This is a genomic window from Halalkalibacter alkaliphilus, assembly GCF_023555415.1.
Classification (GTDB): Bacteria; Bacillota; Bacilli; order Bacillales; family Bacillaceae_D; genus Halalkalibacter; species Halalkalibacter alkaliphilus.
The window spans coordinates 22,649-47,618 of sequence record NZ_JAKRYL010000002.1 but is presented as its reverse complement, the minus strand read 5'-3'; the positions used below and the strand labels follow the sequence as shown (position 1 = coordinate 47,618).

The window sequence follows — 24,970 nt, the reverse complement described above, 5'->3', positions numbered from 1 at the left end:
CTATCTAAATGAGAAGGACGAGTAAAATATGTTATTAGAACTTGCTAATATTTTTGGTCGTATCTTAACTATTTTCCCGTTATTGCTAACAATGACTTTATTCATGGGAAAAAGGTCCATTGGCGAAGTACCTATCTTTGATTTTCTCATTTTTGTTACGCTTGCAAGTGTTACAGGCGCGGATTTAGCTGATCCTACTGTCAGTCATATACATACAGCTTTTGCGATCGTCGTTATTGGTTTTTTCCAAAAAGCGATCGCAAAACTATCCATAAAAAAACGAAAATTCGGGAAGTTTATCACATTTGAGCCAACGGTAGTCATACGAGATGGACAGTTATTAGTCCATAATTTACAATCGATTCAGTATTCGATTGACAATATATTCCAGTTACTCCGTCAGAAAGATGTTTTTGATATTAATGAGGTTAAGATCGGTGTTATTGAAGCTAATGGGGAGCTTAGTGTCCAAAAGAAGCCTGAGAGCTCCTCTCCTAGCATTGAAGATTTAGGGATTAAAAAGAAGAGCAGTGGAATTTCCTATCCCATTATTATTGAAGGGGATTTTCAAGAAGAAATTTTAACAGAACTCGGTGTAACAAAAGAATCCATTCGGTTGCGTTTGCATAACGAGGGAATCGCAAGAACTGAGAGTATTTTTCTGTGTACAATAAATAATGAAGGAGAACTGCACCTTTCATATACAAATAAAGACGACAAGTATCAACGAATTCAGCACTGAAATTCTTCGATTTATAGATGCTCCCACCCCAGGGAACATCTTTTTTATTGTCCTTTACTCTTTTAAATATCCACTCATATCGTCTAACAATTTATCCATTTGTTTTGCATACCCTTTGTACATTTCCTTTGCAGTTGCATTTTCTGTTTGCAACGAAAAGTTAACTAAATTAGCTTGAAGCTGCTTAATATTTGCTGCGACTAATAGCTTTTGTTTGATTTGTGGCATTTTTATTGTATCGTTATACAAGTCAATATACACATTTCCCATCGAATCAATTTGAGCAAAAAATACATCAGAAAAACTCTTTGCTCCCTGTTTCATTATTTCACCAAGCAGCCATTCTTTCGTATAACCATATTCACTTAAACTTCTTTCCATCACATTCCCATCTATTATGACAATTCGCGGTTCACGTTCCCGTTCAACAATTTTTCCGATATCTTTTGGAGTTAATGGCTGCAACTCGCTTTTTTTCATAACACTTATTTGTCCATTTTTCTCCATAACAGCTGTTTCAATATCGGAAAGTTTAAAGAAATCCTTTTGACGTAGACTAATCATCATTTCATCTACCGTTAAATTCTCTTTTTTTAGATTTTCTTCAAGGATTTTTCCGTTTTTAATTAAAATGGTAGGATGACCTTCCGTTACTATCCGAAAGCGAAATGACTTCAATTCAATCTTAGAAATTATAATTGGAATGATAGCCCAAATTAGCATTCCAAGAAGGAAGTTAGACATTCTGACCTCAGTTCCAAACGTTAATTCCGCCGAAATACTCCCGATTGAAATCCCTACTATATATTCATAAAATGTCATGTCTCTGATATGTTTCTTTCCCATCAACCTAGCTAAAAAAAGCATAAAAAGAATACCTGTAACACCTCTAATTAAAACCGTCTCTAGCTCTGTCATTATCCCACCTCTTATTCTAAGAAAAGCGTACTTTTTTTATTATTGGGCAAAGTAAGAGTAAGCATACTATAGATATAAGGAGAAGTAATATGGGTAAAAGAATCACTTTTATACTGGGACTATGTCTGGTTTTCTTGACAATTTCAGGCTGTAATGTTGGGGATTTGGTTAAAACGGAAAAAGATGAATTATTATTCACCAAAATTTCAGAGCTACAGCATTTGATTGAAAAAGAAGAATGGGACAATGCCCTCGAAAATATTAGAGAATTCGAAAATACATATTCAAAGCGAAAATGGAAGGTCCAGCTTTTAGCTGCACTTGATGACTATAAAGACATTGAATTAGAAGTTGAATTGTTGAAAGAAAATGTGAAAGATGAGGATCAAGTAGAGAGCTTAATACGGTTAAGACAAATTCACTATCGGTTGAATTTTATATATCATATGTAAAAAGTACAGAAAGAGAAAAGGGCCAGCTCCCAATCTTGAGTCAGCCCTCATTATGATAGTACCTTCAAACTTTTGAATCCATTTTAAAACTTGGTTCTTCCTGCTCAATTTGCTCCATTCGTGTTTCAAGACCATCAATAACTTCTTGAATCTGAGTTGCAGCTTTGGCATACTTTTCTTTAGCCGTTTCATCTTTTGTTTGAAGAGCAAATGTTTCTAAATTTGCTTGTACACTTTTAGCATTTGCTAAAGCTTGCCTAACCTGTGTTCCTACAGTCACTTTCCTCTCTCCCTCCTTATTATTTCATAAATATATTTTCCCCCTTTGATTGTTAAATTTATTATTGAGATTCCTCCTTTTATTGACATCGAACTGAATTTCAGAATAATGGAACTTTTTATATCATATAGGTAGATAAACTAAGACAGGCATTAGAGGAGGAAAATGAGTGCCATTCCTGTTTGATCATGGGTGGATTTTATTTATACTTTCAGAAGGACTTACTTGGGTAGCGACACTATTGTTTTTTATTTTTCGTTATAGGTTTAAATTTTATCGTATTAGTCAATGGTGTTTGACATTCATTATCTTATGTACTCTTTTTCAAGGCTTATTAGCTGGCGTTAACTACTTCTTCACAGGAAAAGTGTCTTTTTTTCAAATAGTTATCATTCTTTTTATCATTTATGCTAGCACTTTAGGCAGTGCAGACTTTAAACGTATGGATCAATATATACAAAACAAATTTGAAGAATATCGTAAGTTACCTAATGCAGTTGGAAATAGCAATAACTTTAAACCGTATGTAAAGTATCGACAACAACTGTTTTTCATACATACAATTGCCTTTTTTGCTATTCACATCGCTTGGTTTGCTATAGATTTCAACACGACAAATAGCTTATCAGGCTATCAATTATTTTATTTCAATGATTGGCTTCAGCACCCGCATCAAGGACTTTACCATCATCCAGTTTTCAATATTATTAGCTATGTGTGGATTATTTTTTACCTCATTGATCTACATATTTTCCTAACTTTAATTTTCCTTTCGTATAGACAACTAAAAAACACTTAAAGAAAAATGTTTCTATTATAAAATTCAAATATAGATAGTTGGAAAAAACATAATAATAGCAAAAGATTATGAAAAAGTTTTGATTAGAAATGTTAATTGAGAACTTAAAATTGGCAGGATTTTTATCAAGTATTGAAGACATTGAATATGCTATATTGGAACTAAATGGTCAAATAAGTATTATTCCTAAAAATATTTACGTAACCTAACTACTACTATTACATGTTGATAAAGTTAAGGTTTCACAATATTATGCTGCTGTTGTAAAGCGGTTTTTGCCATTAAGTAAGAAAATGGCTTATTAGATAAAATAAATTCGTTAATACAATTAAGATCCGTATTCGTTATATGATCTTCATCTAAGATTTCTGCAATAATATATAAATTAGACTTTTTCTTGTTTGCCAATTGTTTAATCGTAGATGCAATTAACAACGTTTTTCCATCTGCTGCGATGTTATCAATGCTGTGATCAGGACCAAAAATACATACTGATTTAGCATCAAGTACATTAGCTCTTTCAAGCGTATCAATTTTAGCAGCACTCCCTTTAACAAAGTGAATATTAGGGTCATTAATAGGAGAATTATTTAATTGATCGATTAAAACAATGTCAATCTTTTGATGTAGTTTTATTAATTGTTCAATCGTTTCTTTCGCTTTTAGAGACCAATTAATCATCACCATATGATCTTTTCCTGTGTACCCCATTATTTCCTGCTCCTTTAATTCTTCATATTTATTGACTAAGTCAACCCACTTAGCAATAATAATAGCAAAAAAACCAACCCCAAAAAGGTACAATACAACTGTATAAAGTCTACCCCAGATTGTTTTAGGAATATAATCACCAAAACCAACTTGTGATACAGTGGTCATCACAAACCAAAAACCGTTAAGCGGATTTTTATATTCATTTGGCTCTAATAAATAAACGATAAATGAACTTAAAACAAAAAAAATAAAACCCATTAGAAATATTTTCCAGTGTTCTATTTTAATTGTTTTATGAAGTACTTTTTGAATGAGTGCAATTAACATTATAGTAGCTCCTTGATGTTTCTATTGTACAGTTGTTCCATCAATATGATAGTTTAATTGACTTTTTATTAAGAGGAGACGAACTGCAAATGTAAATTTTTTAATCTTTATTGAGCTCATCCTGTTTAGATTTTGGAAATACACTAAACTTGCCATTTGGTTCTATAATAACCTGTTGAACTTCTGAGGGAGATTTAAATCCTTTTACTCGTAATTCTTCGTTCAATTCATTTTTGCTGATCCTCGCTTTTCGTAACCCATTCATCACAATTAAACCATTTTCAATAATCTTAATAGGTTTACCTGAAATAATTCGCTCAAAGACTGTACTTTTAAGTGAAAGCCAACTTATAACAATTTGTGCTATAACTAATGCAAAAATTGCTACAATTGCAATCCATGGATTTAATTCTGGGTCTGCCAATGGCTTAGCAATTAACGCACCTATCGCAATTGCCACCACTAAGTCAAAGTCAGTTAACCTGCTAACTGCTTGGCTTCCCATAAAGCGAAATGCCGTTAATCCTACAACAAACAATCCTATTGCTTTCCCAAATGAAATAATGTATTCCAACACTTCTCCTCTCCTTTTTAAAATACGAAATTTTACATAACAACAGCTAGACGATAGTTATTTCCAGTCTTCCCAAATAATGCATCATAAACTCATATATTAAACTAATTTATAATCAAAAATCCCTTCGTAACGAAAACGAAAGGGACGTTTAATACCTTTTTATGAAGGTTTTATATTTTTTTACGTTTTAGTAAACGGAGAGACTTGTTCATGAACTTGTTTCATTTGTTCTGCACACCATTTATAGCTCTTTTTTGCCTGAGCATTCTCCGTATCAAGAGTAAATGTCTCAAGGTCAGCTATTATGCTTTTAATATTCGCTTCAAGCATTGGTAATTCTGTCGGTTGTGGAACTTGAAGAACATCATCAAATAAATCAATGGTTAATTGACCATATTCATCGATTTGAGCCATAAAAACATTTTCAATTATGGCATTCATTTTTTCTAACTCTGCCTTTAACCATTCTTGATTTAACCCTCTTGTTGCTAACGGTTCATGTAATATCTTCCCATCCATAATAACAGTTTCCGGTTCCTTGATTGGGGGCACTTGATGATCAAGCATTTTCGCTGTGATCGGTTGTTGTTCTTTTTTTACAAGAACATTTAATTCACCATTTCCTTCTAATACAGCAAATTCAACATCCGCTACTTGAAATACTTGCTTTCCTCTAAGTTTTCGTAATAATTCATCTGTAGATAAATGCTGTTTTTTCATATTATCTTCCAGTATCTTTCCATCCTTCATGATCGGGATTCCTTTACCATAAATAGCTGATCTGAATGATGCGTTCTTGACACTAAAATACATTATTCCAATTGCTCCACCGGCCCAAATGAGTAAAGCTACTAATAAATATCCAATTGGGACGGCTAGTTGAATGGATCCAATAGCTAGGATCACGGCTACTGAAGCTATCAAGCCAAATTCTAATTGTGAGGCCTCACCCAAGGGTTTGCGAACAAAAAGCCGCGCAATTGCAATCAATAATAGAAATCCAACAAAACTTCGTAGCGCAACTTCAACCCATCCTAGCATTTAGAGCCCCTCCCTTATGTTTGTTGATAAGTTGGTTCATCAAATTCGATTTGACCCTTTCTTTTTTTAATTTCTTGGATTACTGTTCTTGTTTTTAATGCGCCTTGGTGAAATGCTTCACGAGCTTTCGGCTCCTTTGTTTTCAATGCAAGTGAAGTTAATGTGGCATCAATGGACTGCAATGAGATAAGTAACCCTTGAACTTTGCTTCCAACTGTCATGAATCATTCTCCTTTATCCTTTATCCTTTATCCTTTATCCTTTTGGTCTAAATACTAAAGAAGCGAGAAACCCAAATATAATAGCTGCTGAGATCCCCGCGCTTGTCACCTCGAAAATCCCTGTAAGGACACCAACTATCCCATTCGCTTCAGCTTCAGCCATCGCTCCATGTACAAGAGCATTCCCAAAGCTTGTAATTGGAACCGTTGCTCCTGCACCTGCAAAATCAATTAATGGTTCGTATAGTCCTAACCCGTCAAGAACTGCACCAGACACAACAAGCGTACTCATTGTATGTGCAGGGGTTAATTTAAACACATCCATTAACACTTGTCCGATGACACATATAAGCCCTCCTACAACAAAAGCAGAAATAAAAATCATTGCATGCCACCCCCTGCTTCAAATGAAACAGCGTGTGCAATACAAGGAATCGTTTCTTTTTGTTGAAAAGACATTGGTGATAATAGCGCTCCAGTTGCCACGATTAAAATTCGTTTTAGTTCGCCTTTTTTCATGCGGTTTAACAAATGACCATATGTCACGGAAGCAGAGCAACCGGCGCCGCTCCCACCAGCAAGTACTGGCTGTCCTTCTCGATAAATCATCAATCCACAATCTTGAAACGTATCTTCAGGTAACTGTAGTCCCTTTTCTTCAATTAACTCTTTTGCAATTGGAAGTCCAACCTTTCCTAAATCACCTGTTGCGACCAAGTCATAATAATCTGCCGGTAAATTTCGATCACGGAAGTGTGAAACAATCGTATCAGCTGCTGCTGGAGCCATTGCTCCCCCCATGTTAAACGGGTCTGACAACCCCATATCAATTACTTTCCCTATCGTTGCCGATGTCACAACTGGTCCATCGCCAACGTTTGAAACCAAAGCAGCCCCTGATGCTGTCACTGTCCACTGGGCTGTAGGTGGCTTCTGCCCCCCATATTCTGTTGGGTACCTAAATTGCTTTTCTGTTGCTGCATTATGACTCGAAGCAGCTGCAATAATACGCTCGGCCCCTTTGGCATTAATAATAAAAGAAGCTAACGCTAATCCTTCCATTGATGTTGAACAAGCACCAAACAATCCAAAATAAGGAATTGCTAGTGTACGTCCTGCAAAGCTAGATGGAGTAATTTGATTTATCAGATCCCCAGCAAACATAAATTGAATATCTTCATTTCTTAACTGAGCTTTTTCAATAGCTCGTGACACAGACTCTTCAACTAATACCTTTTGCGCTTTTTCATAAGAATCTTGTCCAATCCATAAATCATCATGTAATAAGTCAAAATCATCTGCTAATTCCCCGTCTGCTTCAAATGGTCCACCAACGGTACCAGTGGACAAAATAACAGGTTTGTTTTCAAACTCCCATGTTTGATGACCTTGTAACATCGTCTACAACCCTCCCCATTGAATGAGAATCGTTTTAATAAGAGCAATGACAAAAGCTGCGACTGTACCAAAAACGATAACAGAACCGGCTAATTTAAAAATATTTCCTCCAACGCCAAGAACATAACCTTCTGTACGATGTTCAATAGCAGCTGAAGCTACAGAGTTAGCAAACCCTGTTACAGGCACAGCCGTACCTCCACCAGCAAACTGAGCAATTCGGTCATACACTCCAAACCCCGTTAATAAAACAGAAATAAAGATTAATGTTGCTACAGTAGGGTCACCTGCTGATCTCTGTGTAAAATCAAAAAAAGTATAATAAAAAACATGAAGTCCTTGACCAATTAAACAAATAAATCCGCCAACCAAAAATGCCCTGAAACAGTTTTTAACGACTGGTCGTTTTAATTCATGTTTCTTCTGCAACATTTGATATTTTTGCTGAGCTGGTGTAACATTTTTTCCTTTACTTGACGACATCTGATTTCGCCCCTTTACCCTTTCATCATATCTTCAAGCTTTTTCAATTCTTTTTTTAACCGTTGTTCGCTTATTGTTCGATTTTTTAATTCCTTTTCTAACTTTTCTAGTTCCATAAAGATCTTTTGGTCCGTTGATAAGAATACAGTTGCATCAGGATAGCGTTTTTTGACAGAGTCGAATCCTGTTTTTCTTATTTCTTTTAACCTAAATCGGTCAAAGTGTTTTACTCTAGGTGCTAAATAAATGTTGTCATCGTTATCAGAGACTCCTTTGATTTCAACAACTTCCTCCATGGATAGAACAATTTTTTTTGCTTCATCCGCTTGATCTTGAATGATTATAGCGTTTTCTTGTAATTGCATAGGTTTCACATCCGGAGTAGCTCCTGTTAGGTTTTGGCACCCTGCGAGTAAGCATAAAACGATCATTCCACTTATGAATCCTTTCATGATTTACTCCTCCTTTTTTACCGCTATGTAGTAAGGGGGTATCCCCAAAGGGTGTGTTATTGACCTTTTGGGATACCTGTTTTTCCGTTACTGTTTGTATTGTGGTTCTTCTTGTTCAATTTGCTGCAACCTTGGTTCTAGTCCATCAACAACCTGTTGGGTTTGCTGGGCGGCTTGTTGAAATAGTTGTTTTGCTTGTTCATTTTCTGTATCAAGAGCGAATGTTTCTAAGCTTGCTTGTGCACTTTTTAATCCTGCTATTGTTTGTTTAAATTTTGCTGCGACAGTCACGGTGACGTCCTCCTCTAATGTTGTATTGTTAGATTAAGTAAAATGCTTGTATCTATGAGATACAATTTTTGTCAACTTTAAAATGTTATTGTTTGTATTGGGGCTCTTCTTCTTGGATTTGCTGCAAACGAGGTTCTAGTCCATCAATCACGCTTTGAGTTTGCTGAGCCATTTGTTGGAATAATTGCTTTGCTTGTTGATTTTCCGTATCAAGAGCAAATGTTTCTAAACTCGCCTGTGCACTTTTTAACCCTGCTAATGTTTGTTTAAATTTCACCGCTACTGTCAATGTCGTTCCCCCTAGATCGGTTCGTTTATAGTGAAGGTGCTCCTTCACTAGTAGGATGGAAAATTAAATCTAAACTATAAGAAACAAATATTGTCAAAAAAGTCTTGCTCTTATCTTTGTGCTACACTAGAACTATTAAGATTTTAAGGGGGCTTACATATGCTTTTTTCCATTATTTTTTCTTTGCTTCTTATCATTTTAATTGGTATAACATCAACCATTTTATATAACCAAATAAAAGTGAAACACGACTTAATTTTCTTAAACGAACGAATTGAAAAGCTATCATCGCACTCGACTGCATATAATGATTACATACAAACAAAACTGCTTGATGAGAGAAAAGCACATCTCCTTGTTTTGATGTATGAAATTCGCGATGTCGTTTCTAAGCAGCAATTTGATTTACACGCTAAGCTTATTGAAAACAGCCCTCGTAACCACAATGTCTCAAATTCCGAACTAACCAAGATGTTTTCACTTGAGCAAATTTTCATTATTCAAAGGTTCTGGACTGCTTACCATACCTACTTACAATCACATTGGACCTCAAATGACGGGAAAGTTAAATCTGTCTTCCGCGGAAACCCAGGTGACACGAACTCTGAACTCCACAAGCTTCACCAATCTTCAAAACTCCTCGTCAAACAATTTGACCATTGGCTGACTGAATTAAATTCTTCCTCATAAATACCCCTTTGTTCGCTCACACTAAAACATAATGTAATCACGAACAAAGGGGTAGTAGTGTGAATACGAACTTCTTCCATTTAACTTTAGAACTCTTTGTCGGTTTTTTTGCTTTACTAGTTATGACCAAAGTACTTGGGAAGAGTCAAATTACTCAATTAACACCGTTTGATTTCATCTCAGCCCTCGTATTAGGAGAACTCGTCGGAAATGCAATTTATGATAAAGATATCGGTCTCCATTACGTTCTCTATGCGGTAGTAGTATGGGGGACTTTAATTTATACGATTGAAATGATTACGCAAAAAATGCGAAAATCTAGACCGTGGCTTGAAGGAACCCCTTCTATAATTATTTCTCAAGGGAAGATCCAATATGAAGAACTTAAAAAGAACAAACTAGATCTAGATCAACTGTTGCATCTGTTACGTGATAAAGGTGTTTTTTCTGTTCGAGAAGTAGAATATGGGATTTTAGAAACAAATGGTGCAGTTAATGTAATGCGTAAACAACCATTAGATTATCCTGTGAATCGTGATTTACAAATACCCGCACAAGATGTTTATTTACCTGTACTCCTCATTCTAGATGGAGAAGTAATTGAGGAAGGTTTAGCGAAAATAAATAAAGAGAGATCATGGTTAATAGATGAATTATTAAACCGAGGAATCGAAGGTCCATCTGCAGTCTTATTTGCGGAATGGCAAAATGGGGAAGGCTTTGAAATTCAGACGTACTAAAAATGGATGGTGAAACGTATGAGAATCATAGTAATGTACACCCTCATTGCGTGTATGTTAGTAGCTGGATGTCAACAAGAACGTCCTGAGGGTGCAACCTTAGCACAATCATCTGAAGCAGGTACTCTTGGGAAAGGGAAGAATGTCATTGTCGTTGTAATTGATTCAATGACAAAACCAGTAATTGAGGAAACAATGGAACGTGGCTCTCTTCCTGCTCTATCCTTTTTAGCCGAACGTGGACAGGTCTATCACGATTTAGTCGCTCCATTTCCGTCTATGTCTGTGTCTATTGAAAGCACATTAGTGACTGGGGCTTCACCAAAGGAACATAATGTTCCGGGTCTTGTTTGGTACGATCCTAATGGCGATGTCATTGTCGATTATGGATCTACAATATCAAAGTATTGGAAATTAGGCATGAACGATACACTAATGAACACATTAACTCATTTAAACACAAGCCATATCTCACCAAAAGTAAGCACCATTTATGAAGACTTAAAACAAAAAGGTCGGACGAGTGGTTCCATCAACCTTCTTGTTTATCGCGGTGATCAAACTCACAGAGTAACAGTACCGAGCTATATGAAATCATTATTGCATCTGCCAGATAAAATAGAAACAAAAGGACCTGACCTTCTCGCTTTCGGTCAAGCGGTAAAACCAAAAGCGGTTCAAGGAGCAAAATTAGACGAAAGCTTTTATCAAAAGTTTGGTCTTAACGACTCCTATTCAGCAGAGGTAACCGCAAAACTGATTCAAGAAAATGAACAACCTGATTTCCTGATGGTCTTCTTTCCGAATTATGATAAAGATGCTCATTATCACGGTCCCGTTAGTCCAGAATACTTCGCAAAAACAGATGGGTACTTGCAAGAAATTTTAAATGCATATGACAGTTGGGACGAAGCTCTTCGCGAAAACATCTTTGTGATCATGGGCGACCACGGACAAGACCTGTTAACAGATAAGAAAGAAAAAGCAGCTATTGAATTAGAACCTTTGCTTGACCCTTATTCTGTAGCACCACTAATGGATGAACCATCTAGCGGTGATATTGTCATAGCAAACAACCACCGCTCAGCATACTTATATGCAATTGAACCAAGCTTAGATTTTATCGACATAGCAGATCAATTACATCAGGATAATCGGATAGATCATCTTGCTTGGCTCGATGGTAATGAATTAATTTTGTATCAAGTAGGAACAGAAGGGTATTTACGGGTTCAAGAAGGCGGAAGTTTGTATGATAAATATGGACAATCGTGGTCTTTTCAAGGCAATGAACAAATTGCTGATATTAAAGTTAACGAATTAGATGGAACAATTGCCTATGGCGATTATCCCGATATTTTTCATCAACTGTACGGGGCGCTTAACAGTCATTCTGAATCAATGGTCGTGACTGCAAAGCCTGGATATACTCTAAAGTCTGAAGGCGCACCTGTTCATAATGAAGGCGGCGAACATGGTGGTCTCCATAAAAATGATACAATTACCTCTATTATTGTTTCTGGAACAGAGAAGGAACTAGATGAACGACGGATGGAAGCATTAAAAGAATATTTTCTCGAACTGCTTGATGATGAAAAGTAGTAAAAGAGGTGTCTCAACCTTGATGAGGCACCTCTTCAATACGTTTTCTGATTTATTTGTACGTTTTCCACCTTAATTGACGTGCCTCAAGGAAACGCCTCTCCACCTCTGGCCAATTTACGACATTCCACCAATTATTTATATATGGCTTTCGTTCATTTTTGTATTGTAAGTAGTAGGCATGTTCCCACACATCTAGAACAAGTAACGGAATGACATCTTGCTGACTTAAATTTTGGTGCTTCTCTGCTTGTAGAATCTCCAAGCGATGCGTTCGTGGTGAATATACTAAGAGGGCCCAGCCAACTGCCTCTACTTTTTCTGCTGCATTTGAAAAATGTTCTTTCATTTTACGAAAACTGCCAAAGTCTCGATTTATTTGTTGAGCTAGTTCTCCACTTGGTCTTCCCCCGCCTCGAGGACTCATAATATTCCAGAAAATTGTATGGAGATAATGTCCTGCTCCATTAAAAGCCGCTTCCCTTTCCCAATGCTTAATTAAATCATAGTCGCTTTTCCTTCTTGCTTTTTGCATTTCCTTTTCAGCTTTATTAAGGCCATCCACATAGCTTTGATGGTGTTTTTGATGGTGGAGACGCATAATTTCCTCTGAAATATAGGGTTCTAATGCATTATATGCATATGGCAATGGCGGTAACTTATGTCCACCAATCGGAACTGGATCAAAGGCAGCTTGATCTGCTTGATCTGCTTGAGCCGTTTCAGCACGAGTAGGTGCTAATTCCCCCCACCTTTCATACACTTCAGCAGCAAGACTGTCTAAGTTCGTTTTATCACTATGTCCTCGTTGTTCATTCGGGTGTTCACATTCATTAAGTAACATTACCAATGAGTTAATAAAAGGTTTAATTTTATCATATCCTACCCGTGCTTCTACTTCGGAACCATATTGATTCCAAATGTTTTTTACCTCTTTGGCCCAGTCATAAATTGCTTTTTCATGTTCATTCACACTGCATTCCTCCCTCGTAACATAGCAGTAACGTTCTATACTATGTTAGATAGAGGCCTCTGTGTGTTTGTTTACAAAAAAAATGTGAAGGCTTCAATTCCTCTACTCTGTTTCAAGCGTTTCTTCAAATTTCCTAAAGAATAGGTCTGCCTCATCCTCAAGTGAATGTTCGTCAATATTCTCAGGTAAAGGTGGCAGTTCATCTAAACTATTTAATCCGAAATGGTCTAAGAAAAATTTCGTTGTTCCATATAAAATCGGTCTTCCAGGACCTGGCGCTCGATCTACTTCTTTTATTAACAACTTAGAGGAAAGAGTGTGAATTGCTCGATCTGATTTCACTCCTCTAATTTCGTCAATTTCCATTCGCGTAATTGGCTGCCTGTAAGCTACAATTGCTAACGTTTCAAGCGCTGCCTGTGACAAACTCGAATGGAGAGGAGATGCAGCTAGCTTTTTAAAATAAGGTGCATGCTCCGGTCTCGTTGTTAACCTGAACGCACCAGCCATTTCAACAATTTGTAACCCACGTTCCTGCTCGGTATATAACAATTGAAGAGAGAGAATCGCTTCTTGGATCGTGTGTACCTCTAATTCAAGTACAGTCGCGACATCTTCTACTGTCATCCCTTCATCCCCAACTACAAACAATAAACCTTCAATGGCTCCATGAAGTTCCTGAATCTTCATCTGCGAACTCCCTCCTCTGTGCTGTAAATCATGATGTCTGAAAAATTACCGGATTGCTCACAACGAATCGTTTTTGTCTTCATCAGTTCTAAAATCGCTAAAAAGCTAACAACAATATGACTACGTTCAGGGACTGGAAACAAATCTTGAAAGTGACAAAATCCATTGAAGCGTGCCCTTAATTCTTTTACAATTTCCTGCATTCGATCTTCAATCGAATATTCTTGACTCTTGACAGTTGTTGTCCGTGGTGCTTTTAATTCTTTTCGCTTCATTAACTTTTGATACGCACTAAGCATATCGAACAAAGAAACACCTGAAATGGCAATATCACGTCGCTCTTCTTCGGATATATACGGCTCTAAATCTTCAGGTGGCCGCGTATGTACAAGACTACGTTCCTGTTCTTTTTCTTTTAATTCCGATGCCGCTTCTTTATATTTCTTATATTCAATAAGTCGATACATTAACTCATCTCGTGGATCCTCTTCCTCTTCTAGTTGCCATTCATCATCAAAAAGCTCCTCCTCTTGTTTTGGGAGAAGCATCTTGCTTTTAATTGCAAGCAACGTAGCAGCCATTACTAAATATTCACTAGCAATATCTAATTCTAGATCCTGCATAGCGCGAATATATGCTAAGTACTGATCAGTAATAACGGCAACAGGAATATCATAAATATCAACTTCTGCTTGATTAATTAAGTGCAAAAGTAGATCAAGAGGACCCTCAAATGTATCAAGCTTCACACTATAAGGATTCATCTAACCACCACTAGCTTAATATAATTATTGCTAGAGGAGATTATAACATACTTTACAGATGCGTGGAACCTAAGCTGAACGCTTCTTTTACGAAACAAATGAAGGATTTAATTCAAAAGGCGTAAAGGGAACGCCATAATATTTTGTGTTAAACTATTTACAAATACATGTCCGAAAAAGGAGATTCCTAATGTACCCTTCCGCTTATCTAGACTACCTTATTTATTTTCACGTCGAACGAGATTATTTTGAATGTCATGAAGTCCTAGAAGAATATTGGAAAGAACATGACCCCAAAAACCGCACTTCTCACTGGGTAGGGCTTATTCAAATTGCCGTTGGTCTTTACCATCATCGTAGAGGCAACCTAAATGGTGCTAGTCGGATGTATGACAAAGCAATAAAGATTCTTGCAAAAAACAAAGCCCCCCTAACGGAACTTGGCTTAGATGGTACAGAATTAGTAAGACGACTAGTTCATCAAAAGGATCTTGCTACCTCTAGTAATGGAACTTTTGCAGACTTTGATTTGCCATTTGAAAAAGACGATGTACTTATTTCTTGTCAAAAGCGCTGTCAGAAGTTAGGAATTAATTGGAACCTGCAAAAAAAAATCACTGATGATATTATTCATAAACATACCCAGCGGGACCGTTCTGGTGTCATTTCAGAAAGAGCCCGTCAGCTAGCTTTAAAAAATAACGAAAAATAAATTTAAAAAAGAAGAAGAGAAAAGTGATTATACGCTTTTCTCTCCTTCTTCAGCACAGGCTAATAGAAAACTTTTTGTTTCTTTTGTCGGCTTCAATTCACAAGGGAGTATTTTCCTTAACTCCTGGAGCATTGTCTTGCCAATTCCTTCTCTGCGATGTGAAGGATTTACACAGAGATGTTGCAACATTGCCTCTCCACCTTCGACTGAAATGCCTAACACACCAACAAAATCATCTTCTTTCCATAAATACAATTTCCAATCAGGATCATTTTCATAACGTTCCATTGTTTTTGTTAGTTTTTTGACATCTTTCTCCTTTGGCATAAAAGAAAGAAGCCCCATAGCAATTTTTTGATTCGTAGTCTTATAAGGTACAAGCATAATAGACCTCTCACATTCTAACTCAGGTGATGAGTTGTTATCGTATGCGCTTTCACCAAAATTTATTTTACCACAATTCAGCAGATTTCGTCTTAATTTTTTCAACATTTAATTTGTTTTGTTTTTACTATATGCAATAAACATGAAAGTTGTTATTAATCAAATTCAATTATCAAATAATTACAACAACCCTATAAGACTAAACATACGGAAAGAAAAAAAGGTAACTAAAGAGGCTCTAGCCCTTTCATAATAGGCTATTTGGCACTTTTAGTTACCTTACTATTAAATCTTCAATCCCTATTACTTCGCTAAAACTGTATCCAATCCTGGAACAATTTGCTTTTTACGAGATACTACACCTTTTAAAACAGCAGTATTGTCTTCTAGCGTTACATTGTACGCTTTTTCTACTGCATCTGTTAATTTACCTAATGCTAAAATTTTAGAATCATTTTCTAAAATGTCTGTAACAACTAATAAGAAAAGATCTAAGCCTTTTTCTTCAATAACAGCTGTTAATGCTTCTTCAACTTCTGCTTTTCGATTGAAAACATCATTCGTATCTACAACATTAATTTGAGCAATTTCTAATTTGTTTGTTCCCATTGTAAATTCTTTAGCATCTAAAGAAATAAGTTCAGCAACAGATTTACTGCTTACATCAGCACCTGCTTTAAGCATTTCAAGACCATAGCTGTCTAAGTCAACTTCAGCAATTTCAGCTAATTCACGTGCTGCAGCAATATCTTGATCGGTGCACGTTGGTGATTTAAATAACAAAGAGTCAGAAATAATAGCAGATACCATTAGACCAGCAATGTTTTTCTCAATTGCCACACCATGTTCCTTATACAGCTTATTTAAGATGGTAGCCGTACACCCAACAGGCTCTGCACGGTAATATAGCGGATCACTTGTTTCGAAATTTGCAATACGATGGTGATCGATTACTTCAAGTACACGTACCGAGTCAATATCCGTAGCACTTTGTTGACGTTCGTTATGATCGACTAAGATAACATTTTCCACTTCATTTGCAACTGTTTCAACTAACCGTGGGACCTCTACTCCAAAATGATCTAACGCATATTGTGTCTCGCCATTGAGTTCACCTAAGCGTACAGGCTCTGCATTTACACCTAATTTGTTTTTTAGGTCTGCATATACAATTGCAGAGGTAATCGTATCAGTATCAGGGCTTTTGTGTCCAAAAATCAAAACTTTTTCCATTTTTTATTGCTCCTTTTTTGTATAAAATATAATTCCTTGAAACCTTATCCCTTTAGAAGGGTATGTACAGCCACCATTCATTTTATCAATTTTCTTACTAGAAATAAACAAGAGAAATAAAAAAGTCATGTAAAAGGAAAAAGAGGCAATCTAAAAAGGAAATCAGACTGCGTCCCCTACCTTTTTAGTTAAGGTGGGGAAACATAGATTCCATTCTTTTAAGATTACCTCAATGCTACTAACTATTCGAAGCTTTTTCCTAAATTCGCCATTTCAATCGCAGCTGTGGCAGCATCCCAGCCTTTGTTTCCAGCCTTTGTACCAGCACGCTCTACCGCTTGTTCAATTGTATCAGTTGTTAACACTCCAAAAATAACTGGCTTACCTGTTGAAAGTGCAAGTGAACCTACCCCTTTTGCAACTTCATTACATACATAATCAAAGTGTGGTGTTGCCCCGCGAATAACAGTTCCTAATGTAATAACAGCATCGTACTTACCTGTATCAAGCATTTTCTTTGCTGCAAAAGGAATTTCAAATGCACCAGGTACCCAAGCAACATCCACATCTGCTTCATTTACACCATGACGTTTCAGGGCATCTTGTGCACCGCCTAGTAATTTACTTGTAATAAACTCATTAAATCGTCCAACGACGATTCCTACCTTTAACCCAGTTCCAACTAAATGTCCTTCAAAAATATGTCCCATTTTTCTTTTCCTCCTCAAGAATGATGTTTATTGTATAGTTTTTATGTAGTAAACAAGGCGTGTTGCAGCCTTGTTTCCTTATTTAAAAATGAAGCATATGCCCTAGTTTTTCTGACTTTGTCTTTAAATATCTCTCATTGTCTTTGTTATGAGGCAATTGAAGTGCAACACGTTCAACCACTTCAAGCTCATACCCTTTTAATCCAGTAATTTTACGTGGATTATTTGTTAATAAGCGCATCTGTCTTACACCAAGTTCGCGCAAGATTTGTGCTCCAATTCCATAATCGCGCAGGTCAGCAGGAAAACCAAGTTTTTCATTTGCCTCAACTGTATCATACCCTTCTTCCTGCAGTTGATAAGCTCTTAGCTTATTCATTAATCCGATACCACGGCCTTCTTGGCGCATATACAAAAGAACCCCGCGACCTTCTTGTTCAATTTGAGCTAAAGCAGCGTGCAATTGGGGTCCACAATCACAACGGTGTGAGCCGAATACATCCCCTGTTAAACATTCTGAATGAACTCGAACAAGAGTCGGTTCCCCTTCTATAATTTCTCCTTTTACGAGAGCAACACTTTCCTTGCCATCGATAACATCAGAAAATCCGATTGCACGGAAATCACCAAAATCTGTTGGAAGCTTTATTTCTACTTCGCGTTGAACAAGCTTATCTTTGCGGTGACGATATTTAATTAAATCTTTAATCGTGATCATCTTTAATTCATGCTCATCTGCAATCTTTCTAAGCTCAGGTACTCGTGCCATCGTGCCATCCTCATTCATAATTTCACAGATGACTCCTGCAGGTTTTGCACCTGAAAGACGAGCTAGATCAATCGCAGCTTCCGTATGACCCGCACGACGCAGGACACCACCATTTTTCGCTACGAGTGGAAACGTATGACCTGGGCGCTTAAAATGATGTTTTTTTGCATTATCGTCAACAAGAGCTCTTATCGTATCTGCTCGCTCTTTCGCTGAGATCCCTGTTGTGTTTGTATAATGATCAACACTAACAGTAAACGCCGTCCCATGTGGGTCTGTATTATGATCGACCATTGAAACAAGATCAAGTTGTTTCGCACGCTCTTCTGTAATCGGTGCACATACAAGCCCACGTCCGTGTGTGACCATAAAATTGATCACTTCAGGAGTCGTTTTTTCCGCAATAGCAAGAAAATCGCCTTCATTTTCACGGTCTTCATCGTCACATACAATGACACAGCGACCTTGCATTAGCTCATAGATCGCTTCTTCAATTGGATCAAACAATCTTTCTTCTCCTTTTTTTTCACCCATCAGTCTCACCATCCTATCCTCTTATTTATATCCGTGTTCAGAAAGAAAACTTTCTGTTAATGAAGAGCCTTGCTTTTTAGATGATTCAAATCGTCTTGAAATAAATTGTTCAATGTATTTTCCAACCATATCACATTCAATATTAACGATATCTCCGACCCCTTTTGTTCCGATTATTGTTTCTTCAATAGTATGAGGAATAATCGAGATCGTAAAACTTTCATTATCCACAGCAAATATCGTTAAACTCGTGCCATCAACAGCAACTGATCCTTTTTCAATCATATAACGACGTAGCTCTTCATTTAAGCCAATACGATAGTAAACCGCATTTTGTTCAGGGTTCTTCGCTAAAATTGTTCCTGTTCCGTCAACGTGACCAGAAACAAAATGTCCTCCAAAACGGCCTTTTGCACTCATGGCACGTTCTAAGTTCACTCGAGAACCTCGACCTAGTCCACGTAAACTAGTTGCCCGAACCGTCTCCGGCATGACATCGACAGTAAAATGAGTAGATGTATAGGATGTGACGGTTAAGCAAACACCATTAACAGAAATGCTGTCACCAAGATTCACGTCATTCAAAATACGGTTCGCACTTATTTTCATAACCATCGACTCACCGCTTGACCGCATGTCTTGAATTTGTCCTACTTCCTCAATAATACCTGTAAACATTTACTCACTACCTTTCACACGTGAGACGATTTTTATATCTGTTCCTATCGTTGTCACTTCTTTAATTTCTAATTCAAGTGCTTCTTCTACTTCATGAAAGCCAACACCCCCGATTGCAGTCGGGGCCTCTTTGCCACCAAAAAGCTTTGGAGCTAAGTACGTTATTACTTGATTAACAGCCCGAGCTTTCAAAAAGCTCCCATTAACCTCTGCGCCACCTTCAACAAATAAAGAGGTGATGCCTTTTGTCCCTAGTAAAGCTAAAGCCGATTCAACCGAATCATCTTGTAAACGAAAGACGTTCACACCCAATTGCTCAAGTTCTGTTTGCTTCGCTTTTGACGCTTGTTCTGTCGTTAGTATCCAAGTCGGGGCCTCTTGGTCTTGAATAAGCTTAGTTTCAATTGAGATGCGTAACGACCGATCTAAAACGACTCGTATTGGATTTTTTCCACCATTTGGCAGGCGCGTTGTTAAAGAAGGATTATCTGCTAACACCGTTCCAATGCCTACGAGGATCGCATCGTGCTCATGGCGATAACGATGAACATCTTCTCTAGCATCTGAACCTGTAATCCATTTGCTTTTTCTAGTTACAGTCGCTGTTTTTCCATCAAGAGTCGTAGCGGATTTCAGGGTGACATATGGGATTTGATTTTTCATAAAATGAAAAAACACTTCATTTAACTCATTGGCTTCCTCTTGACAAATACCAAACTCCACCTCAAGCCCTGCTTCCTTAAGTTTTGCGATACCTCGACCTGACACATCGGGATTTGAGTCTTTCGTCGCAACAACAACTCTTTTACAACCCTTTTCAATAATGAGATCTGCACATGGCGGTGTTTTCCCATAATGGCTGCACGGCTCTAACGTAACATAGATCGTCGACCCTACTGCTTTTTCTCCTGCCATCTTAAGTGCCTGAACTTCGGCATGGCCTTCTCCAGCTTTTAAATGGGCACCAACACCGACAATCGCACCATTTTTCACGACAACAGATCCAACCATTGGGTTAGGGGACGTTTGCCCTTTTGTGCTCTTAGCAAGGTCAAGAGCAAGCTTCATATAATAAACATCATTCATGCTGATCCCTCACAGTTAAGTAAATACAGAAAAAGCCCTGAGGAAATAGACCTCAGGGCATACATGTTAAAAATATCACGAAATAAACGTGCAACATAGTTGACGTTACTCGGCACAAAAAAGGATAGACTACTCCCCTTAAAAGTAACGTTTTTTCAAAAAAAACATTACGAAAGAAACCTTTACTGTACCGCTTCGTTCCTTCTCCCATCCAGACTTTCACTGTCGGTCCCGGAGTTTCACCAGGTCCACCGCCTCTTACTATAAGAGTCGGGTCACGGACTAAGAAGCATTGCTTCATCACCGCCGGTCGGGATTTCCACCCAGCCCCGAAGAAACCTTATTTAATTTTCTCATTAATTAAGGTATAAATTCTTACTATATTAATCTAGTAAGTGTGCTAAAGCTTTTTGTAGTTCCTTAACGAAATCAAAGAAGCTTTAGTATCATCCACTGCCAAAATACCACTAGAAAATTGTACCTTAATTAATGGAATCTTATCATTTAATTTTCATTTAATCAAGAAATTTAAATCTCCATCAAAAAATATACATTCATATGATACATTTCAAGTCCATTCTAGTTATCGTTTGAACGACGCTCTAGTATTGAACGCGTGGTTATAGTACATATAAACATATGAAAAGCCTCCTCATGGAAGGCTTTATTAATATAATTTTTTAGTGATTATTTTCATTTAATCCAATTTTAGCTTTTATAACATATTGACTATGATAACCTTTACGTTCATCTTTAACCTCTCCGACTGAAATAGATTTACCTTGCTCTAGTAAATCTATTGCTACTTGTTTCAAGTCGGATTCAATCATTTTTAATAGGTCCTTCACTTCCTTCACCAACTTTCAACTTTTCTACTTCTTCTTTGAGAAGACGGTTTTCTTCCTCTAATGATTTTGCTTTCGTTGATAAAGACGGATCACTTTCCCACCAATCTAAACCAATCTCTTTTGCTTTATCTACTGAGGCAACAATTAACCTAATTTTAATTGAAAGTAATTCAACATCGGCTAAAGATATTTTAATATCCCCGGCGATTACAACTCCTTTATCTAAGATCTTCTCTAGAATCTCTAGAATATTACTTGATTCAGATGCATGTTGAATGGACAATGTTGCTCTTCCCCCTTAATTAAAGCAAATTCCCTAATGGGCCTAAATCAATATTTAACTCTTCTCCTTCTAAATTAAAAATACGTTTGATTTCTTTCATTTTTTCTTCTAATTTCATTAATGTGAAACCAAGTTCTTCAATTTCATCGTCTGAAAGAGTACCGCCCTCTACTCTCCGAAGAGCTTGGCGCTCAACAAGCTGCCTTAGTAACTCAATAACTGTTAAGACTAATTTTGCTAATCCTTGTTCTATGTTTTCTGAGTTAAAATTCAGTTTTTCATTCGGTAAAAAGGTTGAATCACTCATCATGATCCCTCCACGTAACATGGTTTTCACATTTAGAGTTATGTTCCTCTAAACGTCTATTCATAGATTCAACTGAAGTAACAAGTAAACGTAAATCTACATAGACTAGATCTATGTTCGCAACCGAAATTAATATTTCTCCACTTATCGTAACGCCTTTTTCTAATACAGCATCTAAAATATCTAACAAACTAACGTCCTGATTATGACTTAATCCTAATTCATCCATCTTAGACCCTCACGACTGGACATCTAAAAAGTCATAAGGTGGCCATGGACCCGTACAATCTATCAGAAAACCTAGTTCTTTATAGTCCTTCTGAATCTGTTCAATGTCTTGTTTAAAATTTTTAAGAGCTTTGTCATTATGAATTAAATAGACACTATTACTAACCATATCTTCTTTTTTATTAGTAATTTGCTTGTTCCATATTTTCTTGGAGACATAATTATCCGAACTCTTCATTAATCTAGTTTGTATATTATCAGTCAGAGATTTTACTTCTTGGTTAACTATTTGGTCTAGTTGTAAATCATATTTTTTCTTCATTAGAAACTGCTTTCCTGGCGACAATATCTGAATTTCTTGTTTCATTTCCTGAAGAGCAACATTATGGTTATTCATATATTTTATAAACATCTCTTTTTGATAATAGATTTTCACATTCCAACCGGCTCGATCCTTAAATAAAGAAAATAAGCGGCAAATATCCTCTTTCTTCTTATTTAATTCTTCGTTAATAGCATCTTTATTTGAGTAAATTGCACAAAATTTTAAAGGCAAGACCGTACAATGGTCATGAATTTCCTTTATAATTTCATGATGATGTGTTGCTTTAGCTTTTACCCAATTAGGATTTTGAGCGTGTTGCTCTAGATTCTCTTTGGAATAATCATCTGCATTTAACTTACATGCTACTACTATTATTTCTCCAAATTGAGATAGGAAAACGCTGTTTTGATCATCGACACCTCGACGTTCGATTAGCGGAATACGATCCTTTTCGCTTGTTGGAACTAACGCATAAACATAAGTAGGCTCATCTTTTAAATAACTACTCGACATTAGAAATCCTCCTCTTCTTCTAAGTCATCCCACTTCTCTTGTTCCTTTTGCTTAGCTACCTCATAACGTAACAATAATTCCTCTTCTTTTTCTTGATAGTATTCCTTTGTGATTTCATCCATCTCTAAAAGCATTTGTAATTGAATAAGTTGTTGTTGGATATAGTCAATATCATATAATTCTAAATCAGCTTCTTCTTTGATGATTTCTCCTACTTTAATAACGGCCTTAAATGGAAGAGTAAACAATTTATGAAGCATCCTTATTCCTCCACTTTTACTTTTATATTGATAAAATTATACGGTGGCCATGGCCCTGAGTATTTAAAATCTACCTTATCTCCCCATTGGTGATAACACTCATTTACCTTCTGATCAAACTCAGCTTCCTTATCACAATCAATTAAAAATGCCGCATTTAAGAGCATTCTTTCATTTACAACATCATTTTGTTTTGAAGCTACTGATATTTTCGTTAATGGGGAGAACACTTCGTTAACTATTTTTTCTTCAATTACTTTGAACGAATTTCTAGTTAACTCGCCCAGCTGTATTCGATCATAGAAGGCCGCATCCTTTGATTTACTCTCAATTTCATTTTTCAGTTTTGAAATACTTGTATTTTTCTCAAGCATTTTTTTTAGCCATTCTTTCTTTCCAATAATTTTCAACCCAACCTCTATTTTGTTCTCAATTTGTGGGAATAGTTGTTTAAACTGACTGTACAGTTTTTTCAATAGAACTTTAACATCTTCTTCTTTTTTAAAGACATTACCAAAGCTTATGGGAATAACAGAATGTTCTTTCATGACAGTGGAGATGACAGTTTGATGTGCTAGAAGATTTTCTTTTTTAGGAGTGTAAATTTTTAGCGGAACTTGGGCAACAACCATAGCGATATCTTTGAAGTGAATGGTATAAATGTTCGTTTTTCTGTTTTCAAATTCAATAGAACCAAATGTGAGAGGATTTTGCGTTTTTATAGAGCAAAATGTATAGATTCCTACCTTACTTTTCACCACTCCACCCCCGAATCTCCTTAATAATTAACTTTTGAATATCGTCTTCAGATTTATTCGATCTACTACCAATGGAAGGTGTAAATAAAACATCTGTACAAAGAATTAGAAAATCGTCATCCGAAAAATCGACCTTTATACCACCTCGTTTTGCAATCGTTGCAATCATAATGGCAGACCTTAAACTAGGAGCATGTGTTTCCGTAGTTATTGAGCGAGTATAGTGAATGACCTTTGCAATTCTTTTTGCTTGTTCTAATCCTAGGCCTGTGTTGCCTGAAATAATTTGCGCTTCTGTTTCCACATCATAATAATGTAAACGGAAGGTAATCATGCGATCTAATAAGGCGTCTTGAGCTTTAAAGCTACCTGTATATTCAGTTGGATTACTTGTAAATATCATAGAAAAGTTAGTATGAACTGGTAACATTTTCTCTTGCGTTTTCACTCCATATAAAGGGAGTTGTCTTTCTTGAAGGATAGGAAGCAAGATATTGTTGATTTCAGGTTTCGAGCGATTAAATTCATCATAGATAAACGTGTGTCCTTTTTTACAAGCGGCTAATAATGGTCCTTCTGTCCAAATCTCTTTTTCTTGTTCTTCAGACTTGTATACTGTATGGATATAATTATCAATGAGTTTCTTTTTTGTAAAACCGGTTACCCCTCCTAGAAAGTCGCTATTCGTAAGCTCGGCATTCCCTTGAATAAATGTATAAGGACGATTCAACTTTTTTGTAATGTAGAAAGCCAGTGCCGTTTTCCCAACTCCGGTTGGACCTATAAAATGAATAGGAAATCCCGCTTGAATATAAACTGTTGCTCGATTAACTATACTTTCAAGATCCGGAGAGAGTACAATTTTTGTTCCCTTTCCATCTTCCAAATGTTTCATTTAA

Annotated in this window: 37 protein-coding genes and 1 riboswitch; of the genes, 8 read left to right on the top strand and 29 right to left on the bottom strand. The window is 36.6% G+C overall.

Annotated features, from left to right (window positions below; genetic code table 11):
• Window positions 1-28: 28 nt before the first annotated feature.
• Window positions 29-742 carry a DUF421 domain-containing protein gene (locus MF646_RS01790; protein ID WP_250094780.1) on the top strand — a complete coding sequence of 238 codons (714 nt, stop codon included), beginning with the start codon at window positions 29-31 and terminating at the stop codon, window positions 740-742.
• A 54-nt stretch (window positions 743-796) separates the two neighbouring features.
• Here MF646_RS01790 and MF646_RS01785 read toward each other — a convergent pair whose 3' ends face one another.
• On the bottom strand, window positions 797-1,660 hold the full coding sequence (locus tag MF646_RS01785; RefSeq protein ID WP_250094779.1) for a DUF421 domain-containing protein: 864 nt from the start codon (window positions 1,658-1,660) through the stop codon (window positions 797-799).
• A gap of 89 nt (window positions 1,661-1,749) precedes the next feature.
• On the opposite strand from MF646_RS01785, the gene MF646_RS01780 reads away from it, so the two are divergent.
• Entirely contained in the window at window positions 1,750-2,112 is a 363-nt protein-coding gene (locus MF646_RS01780; RefSeq protein WP_250094778.1) for a DUF4363 family protein, read from the top strand.
• Between the two features lie 64 nt (window positions 2,113-2,176).
• On the opposite strand, the gene MF646_RS01775 is transcribed toward MF646_RS01780, so the two are convergent.
• Window positions 2,177-2,392 carry a DUF1657 domain-containing protein gene (locus tag MF646_RS01775; RefSeq protein ID WP_250094777.1) on the bottom strand — a complete coding sequence of 72 codons (216 nt, stop codon included), beginning with the start codon at window positions 2,390-2,392 and terminating at the stop codon, window positions 2,177-2,179.
• 169 nt (window positions 2,393-2,561) lie between these two features.
• Here MF646_RS01775 and MF646_RS01770 point away from each other — a divergent pair, with 169 nt between their 5' ends.
• The gene (locus MF646_RS01770; protein WP_250094776.1) at window positions 2,562-3,191 is read left to right on the top strand and encodes a hypothetical protein; all 630 of its coding nucleotides are present in this window, start codon (window positions 2,562-2,564) and stop codon (window positions 3,189-3,191) included.
• 89 nt (window positions 3,192-3,280) lie between these two features.
• Window positions 3,281-3,400: a YetF domain-containing protein gene (locus tag MF646_RS23475; protein WP_420842471.1), complete on the top strand. Its 120-nt coding sequence runs from the start codon at window positions 3,281-3,283 to the stop codon at window positions 3,398-3,400.
• Between the two features lie 25 nt (window positions 3,401-3,425).
• Here MF646_RS23475 and MF646_RS01765 read toward each other — a convergent pair whose 3' ends face one another.
• From MF646_RS01765 to MF646_RS01720, 10 genes are all read right to left on the bottom strand, one after another.
• Window positions 3,426-4,232, bottom strand: a complete 807-nt coding sequence (locus MF646_RS01765; RefSeq protein ID WP_250094775.1) for a potassium channel family protein — start codon at window positions 4,230-4,232, stop codon at window positions 3,426-3,428.
• A 100-nt stretch (window positions 4,233-4,332) separates the two neighbouring features.
• The gene (locus MF646_RS01760) at window positions 4,333-4,809 is read right to left on the bottom strand and encodes a DUF421 domain-containing protein (RefSeq protein WP_250094774.1); all 477 of its coding nucleotides are present in this window, start codon (window positions 4,807-4,809) and stop codon (window positions 4,333-4,335) included.
• A 180-nt stretch (window positions 4,810-4,989) separates the two neighbouring features.
• Window positions 4,990-5,850 (bottom strand): DUF421 domain-containing protein, encoded by an 861-nt coding sequence (locus MF646_RS01755; RefSeq protein ID WP_250094773.1) that lies wholly within the window; start codon window positions 5,848-5,850, stop codon window positions 4,990-4,992.
• A gap of 14 nt (window positions 5,851-5,864) precedes the next feature.
• Entirely contained in the window at window positions 5,865-6,071 is a 207-nt protein-coding gene (locus MF646_RS01750) for a DUF1657 domain-containing protein (protein ID WP_034631763.1), read from the bottom strand.
• Between the two features lie 34 nt (window positions 6,072-6,105).
• A complete protein-coding gene (gene spoVAE, locus MF646_RS01745) occupies window positions 6,106-6,456 on the bottom strand; it encodes a stage V sporulation protein AE (protein ID WP_250094772.1) in 351 nt (116 codons plus the stop codon).
• The gene (spoVAD, locus tag MF646_RS01740) at window positions 6,453-7,469 is read right to left on the bottom strand and encodes a stage V sporulation protein AD (RefSeq protein ID WP_250094771.1); all 1,017 of its coding nucleotides are present in this window, start codon (window positions 7,467-7,469) and stop codon (window positions 6,453-6,455) included. The genes spoVAE and spoVAD overlap by 4 nt, the downstream gene beginning before the upstream one ends.
• A gap of 3 nt (window positions 7,470-7,472) precedes the next feature.
• Window positions 7,473-7,952 carry a stage V sporulation protein AC gene (gene spoVAC, locus MF646_RS01735; RefSeq protein ID WP_250094770.1) on the bottom strand — a complete coding sequence of 160 codons (480 nt, stop codon included), beginning with the start codon at window positions 7,950-7,952 and terminating at the stop codon, window positions 7,473-7,475.
• Window positions 7,953-7,966: 14 nt separating this feature from the next.
• Entirely contained in the window at window positions 7,967-8,404 is a 438-nt protein-coding gene (locus MF646_RS01730) for a hypothetical protein (RefSeq protein ID WP_250094769.1), read from the bottom strand.
• A gap of 87 nt (window positions 8,405-8,491) precedes the next feature.
• Window positions 8,492-8,695, bottom strand: a complete 204-nt coding sequence (locus MF646_RS01725) for a DUF1657 domain-containing protein (protein ID WP_217228442.1) — start codon at window positions 8,693-8,695, stop codon at window positions 8,492-8,494.
• Window positions 8,696-8,780: 85 nt separating this feature from the next.
• The gene (locus MF646_RS01720; protein ID WP_250094768.1) at window positions 8,781-8,984 is read right to left on the bottom strand and encodes a DUF1657 domain-containing protein; all 204 of its coding nucleotides are present in this window, start codon (window positions 8,982-8,984) and stop codon (window positions 8,781-8,783) included.
• Between the two features lie 159 nt (window positions 8,985-9,143).
• Here MF646_RS01720 and MF646_RS01715 point away from each other — a divergent pair, with 159 nt between their 5' ends.
• Genes MF646_RS01715 through MF646_RS01705 form a run of 3 tightly spaced genes read left to right on the top strand, consistent with a single transcriptional unit; the run spans window position 9,144 to window position 12,016 of the window.
• Window positions 9,144-9,674 (top strand): hypothetical protein, encoded by a 531-nt coding sequence (locus tag MF646_RS01715; protein WP_250094767.1) that lies wholly within the window; start codon window positions 9,144-9,146, stop codon window positions 9,672-9,674.
• 59 nt (window positions 9,675-9,733) lie between these two features.
• The gene (locus tag MF646_RS01710) at window positions 9,734-10,414 is read left to right on the top strand and encodes a DUF421 domain-containing protein (protein ID WP_250094766.1); all 681 of its coding nucleotides are present in this window, start codon (window positions 9,734-9,736) and stop codon (window positions 10,412-10,414) included.
• A gap of 18 nt (window positions 10,415-10,432) precedes the next feature.
• Window positions 10,433-12,016, top strand: coding sequence for an alkaline phosphatase family protein (locus tag MF646_RS01705; RefSeq protein ID WP_250094765.1), 1,584 nt, complete (start codon window positions 10,433-10,435; stop codon window positions 12,014-12,016).
• A gap of 52 nt (window positions 12,017-12,068) precedes the next feature.
• Here MF646_RS01705 and MF646_RS01700 read toward each other — a convergent pair whose 3' ends face one another.
• The 3 genes from MF646_RS01700 to MF646_RS01690 form a co-directional block, all read right to left on the bottom strand.
• Complete coding sequence (locus tag MF646_RS01700) at window positions 12,069-12,989, bottom strand: superoxide dismutase (protein WP_250094764.1); 921 nt, start codon at window positions 12,987-12,989, stop codon at window positions 12,069-12,071.
• A 102-nt stretch (window positions 12,990-13,091) separates the two neighbouring features.
• Window positions 13,092-13,679, bottom strand: coding sequence for an SMC-Scp complex subunit ScpB (gene scpB, locus MF646_RS01695; protein WP_250094763.1), 588 nt, complete (start codon window positions 13,677-13,679; stop codon window positions 13,092-13,094).
• Window positions 13,676-14,443, bottom strand: coding sequence for a segregation/condensation protein A (locus MF646_RS01690; RefSeq protein ID WP_250094762.1), 768 nt, complete (start codon window positions 14,441-14,443; stop codon window positions 13,676-13,678). Before MF646_RS01690 ends, scpB begins: the two co-directional genes overlap by 4 nt.
• 190 nt (window positions 14,444-14,633) lie before the next feature.
• Between MF646_RS01690 and MF646_RS01685 the strand changes: the two genes are divergently transcribed.
• The gene (locus MF646_RS01685; protein WP_250094761.1) at window positions 14,634-15,155 is read left to right on the top strand and encodes a DUF309 domain-containing protein; all 522 of its coding nucleotides are present in this window, start codon (window positions 14,634-14,636) and stop codon (window positions 15,153-15,155) included.
• A 27-nt stretch (window positions 15,156-15,182) separates the two neighbouring features.
• Here MF646_RS01685 and MF646_RS01680 read toward each other — a convergent pair whose 3' ends face one another.
• The 14 genes from MF646_RS01680 to gvpN form a co-directional block, all read right to left on the bottom strand.
• Entirely contained in the window at window positions 15,183-15,539 is a 357-nt protein-coding gene (locus MF646_RS01680) for a GNAT family N-acetyltransferase (protein WP_250094760.1), read from the bottom strand.
• Between the two features lie 303 nt (window positions 15,540-15,842).
• Window positions 15,843-16,772: a manganese-dependent inorganic pyrophosphatase gene (locus MF646_RS01675; protein ID WP_250094759.1), complete on the bottom strand. Its 930-nt coding sequence runs from the start codon at window positions 16,770-16,772 to the stop codon at window positions 15,843-15,845.
• 242 nt (window positions 16,773-17,014) lie between these two features.
• Window positions 17,015-17,482 (bottom strand): 6,7-dimethyl-8-ribityllumazine synthase, encoded by a 468-nt coding sequence (gene ribH / locus MF646_RS01670; protein WP_250094758.1) that lies wholly within the window; start codon window positions 17,480-17,482, stop codon window positions 17,015-17,017.
• An 82-nt stretch (window positions 17,483-17,564) separates the two neighbouring features.
• Window positions 17,565-18,785 (bottom strand): bifunctional 3,4-dihydroxy-2-butanone-4-phosphate synthase/GTP cyclohydrolase II, encoded by a 1,221-nt coding sequence (locus MF646_RS01665; protein ID WP_275980175.1) that lies wholly within the window; start codon window positions 18,783-18,785, stop codon window positions 17,565-17,567.
• A 21-nt stretch (window positions 18,786-18,806) separates the two neighbouring features.
• The gene (gene ribE / locus MF646_RS01660; RefSeq protein WP_250094757.1) at window positions 18,807-19,463 is read right to left on the bottom strand and encodes a riboflavin synthase; all 657 of its coding nucleotides are present in this window, start codon (window positions 19,461-19,463) and stop codon (window positions 18,807-18,809) included.
• Window positions 19,464-20,549, bottom strand: coding sequence for a bifunctional diaminohydroxyphosphoribosylaminopyrimidine deaminase/5-amino-6-(5-phosphoribosylamino)uracil reductase RibD (ribD, locus tag MF646_RS01655; RefSeq protein ID WP_250094756.1), 1,086 nt, complete (start codon window positions 20,547-20,549; stop codon window positions 19,464-19,466). It lies immediately after the preceding gene.
• 195 nt (window positions 20,550-20,744) lie between these two features.
• Window positions 20,745-20,890, bottom strand: a riboswitch (FMN riboswitch).
• A 339-nt stretch (window positions 20,891-21,229) separates the two neighbouring features.
• Window positions 21,230-21,397 (bottom strand): hypothetical protein, encoded by a 168-nt coding sequence (locus MF646_RS01650; RefSeq protein WP_250094755.1) that lies wholly within the window; start codon window positions 21,395-21,397, stop codon window positions 21,230-21,232.
• A complete protein-coding gene (locus tag MF646_RS01645; protein WP_250094754.1) occupies window positions 21,372-21,680 on the bottom strand; it encodes a gas vesicle protein in 309 nt (102 codons plus the stop codon). Before MF646_RS01645 ends, MF646_RS01650 begins: the two co-directional genes overlap by 26 nt.
• 19 nt (window positions 21,681-21,699) lie before the next feature.
• A complete protein-coding gene (locus MF646_RS01640; RefSeq protein WP_250094753.1) occupies window positions 21,700-21,987 on the bottom strand; it encodes a gas vesicle protein K in 288 nt (95 codons plus the stop codon).
• Complete coding sequence (locus MF646_RS01635) at window positions 21,980-22,216, bottom strand: gas vesicle protein (RefSeq protein WP_250094752.1); 237 nt, start codon at window positions 22,214-22,216, stop codon at window positions 21,980-21,982. The genes MF646_RS01640 and MF646_RS01635 overlap by 8 nt, the downstream gene beginning before the upstream one ends.
• Before the next feature lie 9 nt (window positions 22,217-22,225).
• Entirely contained in the window at window positions 22,226-23,053 is an 828-nt protein-coding gene (locus MF646_RS01630; RefSeq protein WP_250094751.1) for a GvpL/GvpF family gas vesicle protein, read from the bottom strand.
• Window positions 23,053-23,313 (bottom strand): gas vesicle protein GvpG, encoded by a 261-nt coding sequence (locus tag MF646_RS01625; RefSeq protein WP_250094750.1) that lies wholly within the window; start codon window positions 23,311-23,313, stop codon window positions 23,053-23,055. The genes MF646_RS01630 and MF646_RS01625 overlap by 1 nt, the downstream gene beginning before the upstream one ends.
• 2 nt (window positions 23,314-23,315) lie before the next feature.
• The gene (locus MF646_RS01620; RefSeq protein ID WP_250094749.1) at window positions 23,316-24,071 is read right to left on the bottom strand and encodes a GvpL/GvpF family gas vesicle protein; all 756 of its coding nucleotides are present in this window, start codon (window positions 24,069-24,071) and stop codon (window positions 23,316-23,318) included.
• The gene (gvpN, locus tag MF646_RS01615; protein ID WP_250094748.1) at window positions 24,061-24,966 is read right to left on the bottom strand and encodes a gas vesicle protein GvpN; all 906 of its coding nucleotides are present in this window, start codon (window positions 24,964-24,966) and stop codon (window positions 24,061-24,063) included. Before gvpN ends, MF646_RS01620 begins: the two co-directional genes overlap by 11 nt.
• Between the last annotated feature and the right edge of the window lie 4 nt (window positions 24,967-24,970).

Bases quoted from the DNA above. Each gene is read 5' to 3' on its own strand.
- MF646_RS01790 (WP_250094780.1), top strand. From the start codon at position 29: ATGTTATTAGAACTTGCTAATATTTTTGGTCGTATCTTAACTATTTTC.
- MF646_RS01785 (WP_250094779.1), bottom strand. From the start codon at position 1,660: ATGACAGAGCTAGAGACGGTTTTAATTAGAGGTGTTACAGGTATTCTT.
- MF646_RS01780 (WP_250094778.1), top strand. From the start codon at position 1,750: ATGGGTAAAAGAATCACTTTTATACTGGGACTATGTCTGGTTTTCTTG.
- MF646_RS23475 (WP_420842471.1), top strand. From the start codon at position 3,281: ATGTTAATTGAGAACTTAAAATTGGCAGGATTTTTATCAAGTATTGAA.
- MF646_RS01765 (WP_250094775.1), bottom strand. From the start codon at position 4,232: ATGTTAATTGCACTCATTCAAAAAGTACTTCATAAAACAATTAAAATA.
- MF646_RS01755 (WP_250094773.1), bottom strand. From the start codon at position 5,850: ATGCTAGGATGGGTTGAAGTTGCGCTACGAAGTTTTGTTGGATTTCTA.
- MF646_RS01750 (WP_034631763.1), bottom strand. From the start codon at position 6,071: ATGACAGTTGGAAGCAAAGTTCAAGGGTTACTTATCTCATTGCAGTCC.
- spoVAE (WP_250094772.1), bottom strand. From the start codon at position 6,456: ATGATTTTTATTTCTGCTTTTGTTGTAGGAGGGCTTATATGTGTCATC.
- spoVAD (WP_250094771.1), bottom strand. From the start codon at position 7,469: ATGTTACAAGGTCATCAAACATGGGAGTTTGAAAACAAACCTGTTATT.
- spoVAC (WP_250094770.1), bottom strand. From the start codon at position 7,952: ATGTCGTCAAGTAAAGGAAAAAATGTTACACCAGCTCAGCAAAAATAT.
- MF646_RS01730 (WP_250094769.1), bottom strand. From the start codon at position 8,404: ATGAAAGGATTCATAAGTGGAATGATCGTTTTATGCTTACTCGCAGGG.
- MF646_RS01715 (WP_250094767.1), top strand. From the start codon at position 9,144: ATGCTTTTTTCCATTATTTTTTCTTTGCTTCTTATCATTTTAATTGGT.
- MF646_RS01705 (WP_250094765.1), top strand. From the start codon at position 10,433: ATGAGAATCATAGTAATGTACACCCTCATTGCGTGTATGTTAGTAGCT.
- scpB (WP_250094763.1), bottom strand. From the start codon at position 13,679: ATGAAGATTCAGGAACTTCATGGAGCCATTGAAGGTTTATTGTTTGTA.
- MF646_RS01690 (WP_250094762.1), bottom strand. From the start codon at position 14,443: ATGAATCCTTATAGTGTGAAGCTTGATACATTTGAGGGTCCTCTTGAT.
- MF646_RS01685 (WP_250094761.1), top strand. From the start codon at position 14,634: ATGTACCCTTCCGCTTATCTAGACTACCTTATTTATTTTCACGTCGAA.
- MF646_RS01680 (WP_250094760.1), bottom strand. From the start codon at position 15,539: ATGCTTGTACCTTATAAGACTACGAATCAAAAAATTGCTATGGGGCTT.
- MF646_RS01675 (WP_250094759.1), bottom strand. From the start codon at position 16,772: ATGGAAAAAGTTTTGATTTTTGGACACAAAAGCCCTGATACTGATACG.
- ribH (WP_250094758.1), bottom strand. From the start codon at position 17,482: ATGGGACATATTTTTGAAGGACATTTAGTTGGAACTGGGTTAAAGGTA.
- MF646_RS01665 (WP_275980175.1), bottom strand. From the start codon at position 18,785: ATGGGTGAAAAAAAAGGAGAAGAAAGATTGTTTGATCCAATTGAAGAA.
- ribE (WP_250094757.1), bottom strand. From the start codon at position 19,463: ATGTTTACAGGTATTATTGAGGAAGTAGGACAAATTCAAGACATGCGG.
- ribD (WP_250094756.1), bottom strand. From the start codon at position 20,549: ATGAATGATGTTTATTATATGAAGCTTGCTCTTGACCTTGCTAAGAGC.
- MF646_RS01640 (WP_250094753.1), bottom strand. From the start codon at position 21,987: ATGAGTGATTCAACCTTTTTACCGAATGAAAAACTGAATTTTAACTCA.
- MF646_RS01635 (WP_250094752.1), bottom strand. From the start codon at position 22,216: ATGGATGAATTAGGATTAAGTCATAATCAGGACGTTAGTTTGTTAGAT.
- MF646_RS01630 (WP_250094751.1), bottom strand. From the start codon at position 23,053: ATGTCGAGTAGTTATTTAAAAGATGAGCCTACTTATGTTTATGCGTTA.
- MF646_RS01625 (WP_250094750.1), bottom strand. From the start codon at position 23,313: ATGCTTCATAAATTGTTTACTCTTCCATTTAAGGCCGTTATTAAAGTA.
- gvpN (WP_250094748.1), bottom strand. From the start codon at position 24,966: ATGAAACATTTGGAAGATGGAAAGGGAACAAAAATTGTACTCTCTCCG.